General features: G+C 64.4%; 10 protein-coding genes. 5 read left to right on the top strand and 5 right to left on the bottom strand.

Features of this window, described 5'->3' with window-relative positions:
- The first annotated feature begins 111 nt into the window (after positions 1–111).
- Positions 112–555 (top strand): hypothetical protein, encoded by a 444-nt coding sequence (locus tag OOZ63_RS15745; RefSeq protein WP_266006495.1) that lies wholly within the window; start codon positions 112–114, stop codon positions 553–555.
- An 18-nt stretch (positions 556–573) separates the two neighbouring features.
- Here OOZ63_RS15745 and OOZ63_RS15740 read toward each other — a convergent pair whose 3' ends face one another.
- The 5 genes from OOZ63_RS15740 to OOZ63_RS15720 all read right to left on the bottom strand — a co-directional run bounded on the left by OOZ63_RS15740 (position 574) and on the right by OOZ63_RS15720 (position 7512).
- Positions 574–1833, bottom strand: coding sequence for a Zn-dependent hydrolase (locus OOZ63_RS15740; protein ID WP_266006494.1), 1260 nt, complete (start codon positions 1831–1833; stop codon positions 574–576).
- 18 nt (positions 1834–1851) lie between these two features.
- Positions 1852–3300 carry a dihydropyrimidinase gene (gene hydA, locus OOZ63_RS15735; protein ID WP_266006493.1) on the bottom strand — a complete coding sequence of 483 codons (1449 nt, stop codon included), beginning with the start codon at positions 3298–3300 and terminating at the stop codon, positions 1852–1854.
- 10 nt (positions 3301–3310) lie between these two features.
- Positions 3311–4759: an NCS1 family nucleobase:cation symporter-1 gene (locus tag OOZ63_RS15730; protein ID WP_266006492.1), complete on the bottom strand. Its 1449-nt coding sequence runs from the start codon at positions 4757–4759 to the stop codon at positions 3311–3313.
- Between the two features lie 110 nt (positions 4760–4869).
- Complete coding sequence (gene preA / locus OOZ63_RS15725) at positions 4870–6174, bottom strand: NAD-dependent dihydropyrimidine dehydrogenase subunit PreA (RefSeq protein WP_266006491.1); 1305 nt, start codon at positions 6172–6174, stop codon at positions 4870–4872.
- 3 nt (positions 6175–6177) lie between these two features.
- Positions 6178–7512, bottom strand: a complete 1335-nt coding sequence (locus tag OOZ63_RS15720) for an NAD(P)-dependent oxidoreductase (protein ID WP_266006490.1) — start codon at positions 7510–7512, stop codon at positions 6178–6180.
- Between the two features lie 131 nt (positions 7513–7643).
- On the opposite strand from OOZ63_RS15720, the gene OOZ63_RS15715 reads away from it, so the two are divergent.
- From OOZ63_RS15715 to OOZ63_RS29105, 4 genes are all read left to right on the top strand, one after another.
- Positions 7644–8354: a TetR/AcrR family transcriptional regulator gene (locus OOZ63_RS15715; protein WP_266006489.1), complete on the top strand. Its 711-nt coding sequence runs from the start codon at positions 7644–7646 to the stop codon at positions 8352–8354.
- A gap of 307 nt (positions 8355–8661) precedes the next feature.
- Complete coding sequence (locus tag OOZ63_RS15710) at positions 8662–8784, top strand: hypothetical protein (RefSeq protein WP_266006488.1); 123 nt, start codon at positions 8662–8664, stop codon at positions 8782–8784.
- Between the two features lie 5 nt (positions 8785–8789).
- Complete coding sequence (locus OOZ63_RS15705) at positions 8790–9035, top strand: hypothetical protein (RefSeq protein WP_266006487.1); 246 nt, start codon at positions 8790–8792, stop codon at positions 9033–9035.
- A 182-nt stretch (positions 9036–9217) separates the two neighbouring features.
- Positions 9218–11377, top strand: coding sequence for an autotransporter-associated beta strand repeat-containing protein (locus OOZ63_RS29105; protein WP_323055756.1), 2160 nt, complete (start codon positions 9218–9220; stop codon positions 11375–11377).
- Positions 11378–11464: the final 87 nt, after the last annotated feature.

The raw sequence follows: 11464 nt of genomic DNA, 5'->3' as shown, positions 1-11464 counted from the left end.
ACTGGCACAGGGGCGGCCTTCGTAAGCGATGTTTCCGAAGGTTTCTGCTGTCATCCGCCAACCGCCCTGGGCGTTGACTAGTCGCGCATACCTACAACAAGGAGTCCCGCGATGAAACATCTGATCTTCGCCGCCGGTCTGGCGTTTGCCACCATTGGCAGCGCCCAGGCCACCGATGTCGGCGTCTCCATCAGCCTGGGACAGCCCGGCTTTTATGGCCAGATCGACATAGGCAACTATCCTCGGCCACGCGTCATCTATGCCGAGCCGGTGGTGATACACCGGGCACCCCGGATGGTGTACGAGCCGGTTTATCTGCGGGTGCCTCCCGGCCACCAGAAGAACTGGCGCAAGCATTGCGGCCGCTACGACGCCTGCGGCCGGCCGGTCTACTTCGTACGCGACGATTGGTACCAGAACGACTACGCCCCGCGCTACCGCCGGGACCACGACCGTCGCGACCGCGACCATGGTCGCGGCGACGACCGCCATGATGGCCGTCGTGACGACCACCCGGGCCGCGGCCATGGGCATGGCAAGGGCGGCCGCGACTGAGTCGGGTTTGACGCTACCTCAGGGAGCCATGGCCCGCTCCAGCATCGCATGCAACAGCACGTTGCAGCCCGCGGTGATGTGTTCGGGCTTGGCGTCCTCAATCTCGTTGTGGCTGATGCCGTCCTTGCAGGGAATAAAGATCATCCCGGCCGGCGCCAGCCGCGCCATATAGACGGCGTCATGGCCGGCGCCCGAGACGGCTGGCATATTCGAATAGCCCAGCGCCTCGGCCGCCTTGGCCACGGCCGCCACGCAGTCGGCGTGGAAGGGCGCGGCCGGGTAGTGCGATACCAGCTCGATCTGAATCGGCAGCCCGGTCTTGGCGCTCAGGTCGGCAGCGAACTTGCGGATATCGGCATCCATCGCGTCGACCAGCGCATCCGTGCTGTTGCGCATGTCGATGCTGAACTTGACGCGGCCGGGAATCACATTGCGGCTGTTAGGGTGCACCTGCACCATGCCCACCGTGCCTCGCCCATGCGGTCCGTAGCGCAGCGCGGTGGCAACCACCTCCTGCATGAGCACCGTCGCAACCTGTAGCGCGTCCTTGCGCAAGGCCATCGGCGTCGGCCCGGCATGGGCCTCCATGCCGGTGACGGTGCAGTCGTACCATTTGATGCCCAGCACGCCGGTGACTACGCCTATGGTCTTGTCGTGGTCTTCCAGCACAGGACCTTGCTCGATATGGGTCTCGAAATAGCTGCCGATCGCATGGTCGCCGGGCTCCTCGGGGCCGATATAGCCGATGCGCGCCAACTCCTCCTTGACGCTCTTGCCCTCGGTATCGGTGGCCGCATAGGCATGCTCCAGGGTGAAGGCCTTGGCGAACACGCCCGAGCCCATCATCACCGGCACGAAGCGCGAACCTTCCTCATTGGTCCAGAAGGCCACCTCAATCGGCGCCTCGGTTTCGATGCCGTGGTCATTGAGCGTTCGTACCACCTCGATGCCGGCCAGCACGCCGTAGTTGCCGTCGAACTTGCCGCCGGTCGGTTGGGTGTCGATATGGCTGCCTGTCATCACCGGTGCCAAAGCGTTGTTGCGGCCGGCTCGGCGCATGAATGCGTTGCCGATCTTGTCGACCGTCACCGTCATGCCGGCCTGCTTGGCCCAGCCGATGACGAGATCACGGCCCTGTTTGTCCAGCTCCGTGAGCGCCAGACGGCAGACGCCGCCCTTTTCGGTGGCGCCGATCTGGGCCAGCTCCATCAGCGAGGCCCACAGGCGTTCGCCGTTGACTCGCACAGCGGAGATGGCGGGTTTGGTCTTCATGTCCATATCGGTACTACTCCTTGACTAACGCGCGACGGCGCTCGGGGCCAGGTCTTGGGCCCGCGCCTTGACCGCCTGGAAATTGGGGCCGAAGGCGGGTCGCTTCAGATAGCGGCCGGCGCCCGGCGTGGCGCGCAACTCGCCGTTCGCGTAGACCAGCTTGCCCTGGCTGATCGTGTGACTCGGTATGCCGCGCACCGTACGACCTTCGAAGATATTGAAGTCGCCCTTGCTCAGCTGAGTCTTGGCCGAAATGGTCTTGCTGCCCTGCGGATCCCACAGCAGCAGGTCGGCATCGGCACCTTCGCTGACCGAGCCTTTTTGCGGATAGAGGTTGAAGAGCTTGGCGGTGTTGGCCGAAGTGATCGCGACGAACTCGCTGGGTGTCAGCCGGCCGGTGTTGACACCGGCATCCCAGATCACCGCCATGCGCTCCTCGATGCCGCCGCAGCCGTTCGGGATCTTCGCGAAATTCTCCAGGCCGGCAGCCTTCTGCTCAGCGCAGAAGGTGCAGTGGTCGGTGGCCGTCGTGTGCAGCTGCCCGCTCTGAAGGCCCCGCCACAGAAAGTCCTGGTGGATCTTGGGGCGAAATGGCGGGCTCATCACATGAGCCGCGGCGGTGGCGAAATCGGGGTGGCGGTAGACGCTGTCGTCGATCAGCAGATGGCCGGCCAGCACTTCGCCATAGACCCGCTGTCCGCGCGCGCGGGCTCGCGCGATGGCCTCGGCCGACTCGATGCAGGAGACATGCACGATATAGATGGGCACGCCCAGCACATCGGCAATCGCAATCGCGCGGTTCGCGGCTTCGCCTTCGACCATGGGCGGGCGCGACAGTGGGTGGCCCTCGGGGCCGGTGATGCCCATCTTGGCCACCTCCTGCTGCAGCAGGAAGACCAGTTCGCCGTTCTCGGCATGCACCGTCGGCATCGCGCCCAGTTCGAGTGAGCGCTTGAAGCTGTTCACCAAGGTCTCGTCGTCGCACATGATGGCGTTCTTGTAGGCCATGAAGTGCTTGAAGCTGTTGATGCCCTCGTCCTTGACGAGCCGGCCCATCTCGGCATGGACCGAATCGCTCCACCAGGTGATCGCTACATGGAAACCGTAGTCAGCCGCCGACTTCTCGGCCCAGCCTCGCCACTGCTGGTACGCCTCCATCAGCGGCTGCTGCGGATTCGGGATCACGAAATCGATGATCGATGTTGTGCCCCCGGCCAAGCCAGCGGCCGTGCCAGTGAAGAAGTCATCCATCGTCACCGTGCCCATGAAGGGCAGCTGCATATGGGTGTGCGGGTCGATACCACCGGGCAGGATGTACTGGCCTGTGGCATCCAGGCGCTCGCAGCCCGCAGGTGCCAGCTCCTGCGCTCGCGGGCCGACAGCGGCTATCTGGCCATCGATGCAGAGCACATCGGCGGCGAACTCGCGGTCGGCGTTGACCACCGTGCCGCCCCTGATCAACAGGCTGCTCATGTCTTGTCTCCTAGCGCTGCTTGGGCGCTGTCAGATAGTAGTAGGCACCGGCCACGGCCAGGCTGAAGAACCAGCCGAAATCGAACAGGCTCAGCAATAAGGGCGGCAGGCTGTCTTTCGCAATCACGCCGGACACCGCCAGATAGCCCGGTAGACAGGGCAGCACGCCCAGCGCAAATGCGATCAAGGCCTGGGTATTCCAGCCGCCGCTGTACTCGTACGCGCCGCCGCGGGCATAGAGATCGCCGATCTTCAGCTCCGTCTTGCGGATCAGGTAATAGTCCACCAGCAAGATGCCGGCGATGGCGCCCAGCAAGGTGCCGTAGCCGCCCAGCCAGGTGAAGAGGTAGCCGCCCGAGGTGGCCAGCAGCTTCCAGGGCATGAAGAGCAGGCCAATCAGCGCCGCAATGATGCCGCCCATGCGGAAGCTGATCTTGCTCGGCGCGACCTGGCTGAAGTCATAGGACGGCGAGACCAGATTGGCTGCCACATTGGTGGTCAGATTGGCCAGAAGGATCACCAGCAGGCCGACGCCGGCGGCCACCGGACCCATTTGTGTCAGCAGGCCATCGGGGAAGAGCTGTGCCTTGCCATAGAGAATCGCCGAGGCCGAGAAGCCGATCACGCCCACCATCGAGAACAGAGCCATCGGGATGGGCAGGCCAATGGCCTGACCCAGAACCTGGTCCTTTTGGCTCTTGGCGAAACGGGTGAAGTCGGGGATGTTCAGTGCCAGGGTGGCCCAGAAACCGACCAGGCCGGTCAGCGCGGCCCAGGTCTTGGGCCCGCCCTCGACCACCTTGGCCGGCAGTGCGAATAGCTGGCCGGCCGGCACCTTCGTCAAGAGCACGACCACCAGCAGCACCGAGGCCGCAATCATCAGCGGCGCGGCAATCACCTCCAGCTTGCGGATCGACTCTGGGCCTTTCCAGATGAACCAGATGTGCAAGGCCCAGAAGGCGAGGAAGCAGATGAACTGCGAGTTGCTGATGGTCTCGCCGGCGGCCGGGCCGGCCAGGCCCATGCCCAGCACATTCAGAAAGCCATGCAGGGCCAGCGCGCCGAAGTAGCAGTTGATCGAGAACCAGCCACAGGCCACCAAGCCGCGCAGCACGGCCGGCAGGTTCGCACCCTTGACACCAAATGAGGCACGGGCCAACACCGGGAAGGGAATGCCATGCTTGGGGCCGACCCGGCCGATCAACACCATCGGGATCAGCACGATCAGATTGGCGACAAAGACCAGCCACACCGCCATCTGCCAGGAAAATCCCTGATCCAGCATCGAGCTGGCCATCGTGTACGTCGGCACGCAGACCACCATGCCCACCCACAACGCCGCATAGTCCTTCCAGGCCCAAGTGCGGTGGGCGGCCGGCGTCGGCAGCAGATCGTCATTGGCCAGCGAATTGCCGGCCGAGGTGGGCGCGCCCTTGATGGCGCTGGTACTGGTGCTCATGCGTTCTCTCCTCTGGGATTCGGTCTTGTGAAGGGAGCAATCTTTGTGCCTATGTTTGTGCCAACAGGCGGCTCACGCCATGCGGAAAACCCGCTGGGTTCGGCCGCTGATCACACGCCCACACGCATCGGATTGTTCGCATGGGTTGTCCAGTTCGCATACTCGCCGCTGACAGGCTGGCCGGTGCGCTGATCGATCTCGCCGGGCATCACACGGCGCATCGTGATCGTGTCCGGCACTGGGCAGATCGACACGCAGAGATTGCAACCCACGCACTCGGCCTCGTTGATCTCGAAGTGGCGCTTGCCGTCCTTGCTCGCGAAGATGGCCTGGTGCGAGGTGTCCTCGCAGACAACATGGCAGCGGCCGCACTGGATGCAGCTGTCCTGATTGATGACCGCCTTTTCCACGTAATTCAGATTCAGCTGGTTCCAGTTCTTCACGGTCGGCACGGCCAGCCCCATCATCGCGTCGATCGTCGCGTAGCCCTTCTCGTCCATATAGTTCGAGAGGCCGGAGCACATCTCTTGCACGATCTTGAAACCGTAGACCATCGCTGCAGTGCAGACCTGCACGGTACCGCAGCCCAGCGCGATGTACTCTGCCGCATCGCGCCAGGTGGTGATGCCGCCGATGCCCGAGATCGGTAGCCCAGCGGTCAGCGGATCGCGGGCGATCTCGGCCACCATGTTCTGCGCAATTGGCTTGACCGCCGGGCCGCAGTACCCGCCGTGCGAGCCCCAGCCGTCGGTGCTGGGATGCATCACCATGCGGTCCAGATCCACGCCCATCACTGAGTTGATGGTGTTGATCAGGCTTACCGCATCAGCGCCGCCCGCCTTGGCCGCGCGTGCCGGCTGACGCACATCGGTGATGTTCGGCGTCAGCTTCACGATCACCGGCAGTTTTGAGTACTGCTTGCACCAGGCCGTCACCATCTGGATGTACTCGGGCACCTGGCCCACGGCCGAGCCCATGCCGCGCTCGCTCATGCCGTGCGGGCAGCCAAAGTTCAGCTCGATGCCGTCGGCTCCAGTGTCCTCGACCATGGGCAGAATGCGCTTCCAGCTCTCTTCGGTGCAGGGCACCATCAGCGAGACGATCATTGCCCGGTCCGGCCAGGCGCGTTTGACGCGTCGGATCTCCTCTAGATTGGTGCGCAGCGGCCGGTCGGTGATGAGCTCGATGTTGTTCAGGCCTATCACGCGACGGTCCTGGCTCATCAAGGTGCTGTAGCGCGGGCCGGACACATTGACCACCGGCGGGTCCTCGCCCAGGGTCTTCCAGACCACGCCACCCCAGCCGGCCTCGAAGGCGCGGGTGACGTTGATCTCCTTGTCTGTCGGCGGTGCCGAGGCCAGCCAGAAGGGATTCGGGCTCTTGATGCCCAGGAAGTTGCTGCTGATGTCGGCCATGGTTCAGCTCCGCAGAAAAGAGTCGATGGAGATCGCGGCTTGCTTGCCGTGTTCGACGGCCTCGACCGTGAGGTCGCGCCCGCCAAAGCGACAGTCGCCGCCGGCCCAGACTTTGGCGTGACTGGTCTTGCCAGCCACATCCGTGGCGATGCGGCCGCTCTTCAGTGCCAGTTCCACGCCGGCCGGCACAAAGCTCTGGCCGATGGCCTTCAGCACCATGTCTGCGGCAATCGTGAACAGCTCGCCGGTTTCCACCAGCTGGCCGTCGCGCAGCGCGGTCACCGCGAACTGCACGCCGCTCACTTGGCCGTTCTCGGACAGGATCTGCTTGGGCGCGGCCCAGGTCCGCAGCAGGACGCCGTTTTTCTGGGCCCACTCTTGCTCATAGCCGGATGCGCTCAGGCTCTCGACCCCGCGGCGATAGACCATGGTCACCTCGCGCGCGCCAAGCTTCTTGCTCTGCACCGAGGCATCCACCGCCGTCATGCCGCCGCCGATCACGAGCACCTTTTGGCCGACCTTGACCTCGGACGGTTTCGATTGGCGCAGCTCGGCGATGAAGTCCACCGCAGGGCGCACCCCCTCGCACTGTGGCTCGGTGATGCCCAACGCGTTGACGCCGGCCAGCCCCAGGCCCAGGAAGACCGCATCGAACTCGGCCGCCAACTGATTTAGCGTGATGTCGCGGCCCATTTGCTGGCCGGTCTTGACCGTGATGCCACCGATGGACAAAAGCCAGTCGACCTCCTGTTGCGCGAAGCCATCTGTCGTCTTGTAGGTAGCGAGACCGTACTCGTTCAAGCCGCCCAGCTTGGGCCTGGCCTCGAACAGCAGCACCTCATGCCCGCGTCGCGCCAGCCCATGCGCCGCCGCCAGTCCTGCCGGGCCAGCACCGACCACAGCGACCTTCTTGCCGGTGGCGGGCGCCCGCGTGAACAGCGGCTTCGCATCTGGCTTGGCGAAGAAGGTGTCGGTGGCGAAGCGTTGCAATAGGCCGATCTCCACCGGCTTGCTCTCATTCGTGTTGCGCACACATGCCTGCTCGCACAGCATCTCGGTGGGGCAGACCCGGGCGCACATGCCGCCCAGCGGATTGGCCTGCAGGATGGCCTGGGCCGCGCCGCGGTTATTCTCCTGCGCGATGCGCTGGATGAAGCTGGGGATGTCGATGCCGGTGGGACAGGCCGTGATACAGGGCGCGTCATAGCAGTAGTAGCAGCGCTCGGCTTCGATCAGCGCTTGCGTGCGGTTCAACGGCGGGTGAGAGTCGCTGAAGTTGCGCGCGTAGTCGGCCTCGCTGAGTCGGCCGGCGGCAATGCCTGGCGTGTTGGTGTCCATCTCGGGCTCCGGGTGCTGGGTGTGTGAATAATTTACTAACCCGTAAAAAATCACCAGTCGGTAAATTCCCTCGGGTCGCCGCCGCCGTCATGTGTTGAGATAGTCGCATCGACAATCCCGTCATGCCAGCAATGACCGAATCCAAGGCGCGGCGCACCAGCACGGCGCGCAATACAAGTCAGCAATCCCCTGATGCACCAAGCTTGTCAGCGAGCGAGGAGCTTGCGCCCCAGCCGCGTGCAGCGCGGCTGCGCAAGGAGGCGGCCATCTGTGCCGAAGCGGAACGCCAGTTCGCGCAATATGGTTTCGAGGGGGCGTCGCTGGAAAACATCGCCGCCGCCGTCGGCATCAGCCGCCACAGCCTGCTGTACTACTACCCGAGCAAGGAGCAGCTGTACCGCAAGGTGCTCGACGAGGTGCTGGCCGAGTGGCTGGCGCGCATGGCCGGCATCGTTTCGGGCACCGATCCGGAAGCCGCGATGCGCGAGTACATCGCCGCCAAGCTGCGCTACTCGCGCGAGCGCCCGGCCGGCTCCCAGGTCTTCGCCCGCGAAGTGATGGCCGGCGCACCGCGCTTTCGCGACGCGATCGAGGCCCAGGTGTTGCCGGCGCTGAACGCCGACGTCAAGACCTTCGAGCGCTGGGCCCGCCAGGGCCTGGTTGCCAAGCTGGACTTCCGCCACCTGATGTTCACGATCTGGTCCAGCACGCAAGCCTATGCCGACCTCGGCCCGCAGTTTGCGATCCTCTTGGGCAAGCCGGTGCTGGAGGAGAGGGACTACGTCGCGGCCGAGCGGCTGATCCTTCAGTTGGTACTCGGCGGGCTGATGGTCAAGCCCTGAGACGCAGGGCAATGTCCTCGGAAGCGGTGATGTGTCGGCATGCCGCCCCTGATTTGACGCGAAGTCCGGCCGCTGTCTACCCTTCGACCCTGGCGATAGATGGCCGGCGCACGCTCACGTCCGGATGCTCGATGACAAAAAGGTAGGCATGCGCGTTTGTGCGACCGGTGCCCAGGCACCGAGCCAAGACTTGGACCGAGAAGTTCGACCCCGAACGGCAGACGCAGCAGAGCGATCATGCCTGCGGCCTAGCTGCTGCTCGGTGCCGGGCGCGGCCAGTTGGCGGCCTAGGCGGCTGGCCTCCCTCATGGCGCTGCTGCGCGAGGCGCCCACCACCAGGGTGGCGCTGGTGCATGGTGGTGATGTGGAGCTGTGGCGCTATGCCGAGCTGGTGCGACGCACCCGCAGCCAGTGCTCGATCTGTCGCTGACCCTGATGAATTTCCCCGGGAGCTCGGTCGACGCCGATCTGAGCTTCCCTTTCAAGCATTTCGACCGCCGCATCTGCATAGGCTGCGGCTGGTCTGAGTACGGTCTGGCCGAGGTAAGGGCGCGTTTCGAGCATTTCGCCGCCGGGCTGGCGCCGGACAAGCTGCGCCATATTGCGCAGGCCAATCTGCTGGGTTTTCTGGGGTGGTGCCGCGAAGGCCTGGGCCCGCCGGCCCAGCATCCTCGAGCTTAGGCTCTCCATTCCTGTGGCCTCGACCCATGCTCAACGAGCTGCTGCCCCTGATGACTTGCTGTTCGGCGCGTGCACTGGCCGAGCGCTTTAGGACCTTGATTCGCCAGCGTAGCCAGTCATCATAGTTTCATCGTCTCTTGCAAATAATTCGCGTTTATTCAATCTTTGAAACCAGCTCGCGCATGCAAACTCTCGATGACTTTCGCACACACAAGCCAGCATTCGCCCTGCGAGCGGTCTCCCTGGCAGCGTTGCTGACCCTGGCTGGCTGCGGCGGTGGCGACGATACAAGCTACGCCATTCCGGCCCCCCCTGCCGGGCTGGGCACGGAAGTCATCGACGTCACGGCACGAGCAGCCACGGGCATGCCAGCGTCGCGAACGGATGTGCCCAAGTACCGCGAAGATGCCACCGCCTACAACTCCGGCAGACACGACGCAACGGCCGCTGGCAACAACGCCTGCTATGCCGATCACACGACCAACAGCACCATCCGGCTGCTGTCGGGCTATCTTGATATCTGGGAGCCTTCTGAGCGGAAGATGAACGGCTTCAAGGCCTCGGACTACGCGGGCATCTTTACGGCGGGCTCGACCACGCCGGATACGAATACGGCCGGCAAGGAAGGCTGCGATGCGTTTGCCCTGACCACCTGGAACGGTGTCTGGCATGTGCTCACGGCCAACAATACCAACGGTACGCCTGGACAGGCCCCCACCGCAGGCACGATAGGCACGGTCAAGAACAGCGCGTTGTTCCGTCAGAACATGGAGTACTCGTCCAAGTTGACGACGCAAACCACCTATACGGAAGCTCAGAAGCAAGACATCAGGCTGGATGACACCGGCCACAAGGTCACACGCATGATCAAGGGCGGCGCTCTAGGCCCGCTGGGTCAGGCTTGGGACGATCTGGCCAAGAACCCCACCACTGGATGGGGCGACACGAACGCCTCGACGAACCCCGCCTTCGGCGCGGTGCTCCAGTTCGTCGACAACGCCACGGTGGGCAACATCGCTTCGGACAATGGCCCCAAGGCCTTTTACAAGTTTGCGCGGCCCTACCGATGGTCAGCTGCAGACAGCAGCCTGCCTGAAGTCAGGGTGCTGCCTGAGCTGCTGGTGCGCCGCGCAGCCGGCAACACGGCTACAGCCGCACAGACCAGCGCGCAGCAGGACTCCGACTTCCCCAGCGGTCACTCGGCAGAATTCGTGCGCTACTCGATGGCCATCGCCTATGTGGCGCCCCAGCGCTTCCATGAAGCACTGGCGCGTGGGCTGGAGGCCGGTGAAAACCGCATCCGCGCCGGCATGCACTCGGCACTGGGCGTGATGGGCGGACGCATGCTTGGCTCGTCGGTCTGGATGCCCTTCCTGAAGGGCGCGGGTGATCGCGCGCTGACCTACACCGAAGCTCAGCGCCTGGCGGTGTTCCAGCAGGCGCAGCAACAGCTGCGCACCAAGCTGGGCGTGGCAACGGGCGTGCAGCTGTGGGATGCCGCGCACTCGGCCAGTGTCAGTGATGACCGCTTCTCGGACTTTGCGGCCGCCAAGGCGGACTATCTGCGTCGTCTGACCTACGGCTTTGCCAAGGACAGCAGCAAGGCCGGCAAGCCTGCGGTCGTGCCCAAGGGCATGGAAACGCTGCTGGAAACCCGGTTCCCCTATCTGAGCGCCGACCAGCGCCGCGCCGTGCTCAAGACCACGGCCATCGATTCCGGCTATCCCGTGCTCGACGACGAAGAGGGCTTTGGCCGCCTGAACCTGTTCGATGCGGCCAGCGGTTACGGCAAGCTGGAGGCCGACGTCACCGTCACGATGAACGACAGCAGCGAGGGCTTCTGCGTCTCGGGCTTTTGTTCCTTCGATCGCTGGCGCAACGACATCGGCGGCGCTGGCAAGCTGACCAAGCGGGGCAGCGGCACGCTGGCCTTGACGGGCGCCAACACCTACAGCGGTGGCACCATCGTGGCGGCTGGCACCTTGCGCGCGGACTCTGCGACCGCAATGGGCACGGGCGCGGTCTACGTTGACGGCGGCACTTTGGCCACCCACGGCACCCAAGTCAACGTGGGCGGCACCTACACGCAAAGATCGGGCACGCTGACCCTCGCCTTGTCCAGCAGCACTGCCGGTACCCTGGTCGTCACCGACCATGCGGCCCTGGCTGGGGCACTAAAGGTGACGTTCACCAAGGGCTACACGCCCAAGGCCGGCGACAAGATTGTGGTGATCACGGCCAAGGGCGTCCACAACAAGTTCGACACTGTGGCCGTGGACGGCTTTGCCAAGTCCGAGGTGAGCTACGGCGCTGCCAGTGTGACCATCACGCTGGCCAGCTGATCGGTTCACACCGCCTTCACCTGCTCTGACCTCGCCTGTACCGCTCGGCAGAGCGGTACAGCATCAGGGTCGTACGGTGCGGCTGTG

The organism is Paucibacter sp. PLA-PC-4, from assembly GCF_026241155.1.
Taxonomy (GTDB): Bacteria; Pseudomonadota; Gammaproteobacteria; order Burkholderiales; family Burkholderiaceae_C; genus Roseateles_E.
The sequence above is the reverse complement of the archived record's forward strand: the minus strand, read 5'-3'. Positions and strand labels throughout refer to the sequence as shown.

What these genes read in the sequence shown, in the direction of transcription:
- OOZ63_RS15715 (WP_266006489.1), top strand. Translation starts at nt 7,644, where the DNA reads ATGACCGAATCCAAGGCGCGGCGCACCAGCACGGCGCGCAATACAAGT.
- OOZ63_RS15740 (WP_266006494.1), bottom strand. Translation starts at nt 1,833, where the DNA reads ATGGACATGAAGACCAAACCCGCCATCTCCGCTGTGCGAGTCAACGGC.
- OOZ63_RS29105 (WP_323055756.1), top strand. Translation starts at nt 9,218, where the DNA reads ATGCAAACTCTCGATGACTTTCGCACACACAAGCCAGCATTCGCCCTG.
- OOZ63_RS15730 (WP_266006492.1), bottom strand. Translation starts at nt 4,759, where the DNA reads ATGAGCACCAGTACCAGCGCCATCAAGGGCGCGCCCACCTCGGCCGGC.
- OOZ63_RS15705 (WP_266006487.1), top strand. Translation starts at nt 8,790, where the DNA reads ATGAATTTCCCCGGGAGCTCGGTCGACGCCGATCTGAGCTTCCCTTTC.
- OOZ63_RS15710 (WP_266006488.1), top strand. Translation starts at nt 8,662, where the DNA reads ATGGCGCTGCTGCGCGAGGCGCCCACCACCAGGGTGGCGCTGGTGCAT.
- preA (WP_266006491.1), bottom strand. Translation starts at nt 6,174, where the DNA reads ATGGCCGACATCAGCAGCAACTTCCTGGGCATCAAGAGCCCGAATCCC.
- OOZ63_RS15720 (WP_266006490.1), bottom strand. Translation starts at nt 7,512, where the DNA reads ATGGACACCAACACGCCAGGCATTGCCGCCGGCCGACTCAGCGAGGCC.
- OOZ63_RS15745 (WP_266006495.1), top strand. Translation starts at nt 112, where the DNA reads ATGAAACATCTGATCTTCGCCGCCGGTCTGGCGTTTGCCACCATTGGC.
- hydA (WP_266006493.1), bottom strand. Translation starts at nt 3,300, where the DNA reads ATGAGCAGCCTGTTGATCAGGGGCGGCACGGTGGTCAACGCCGACCGC.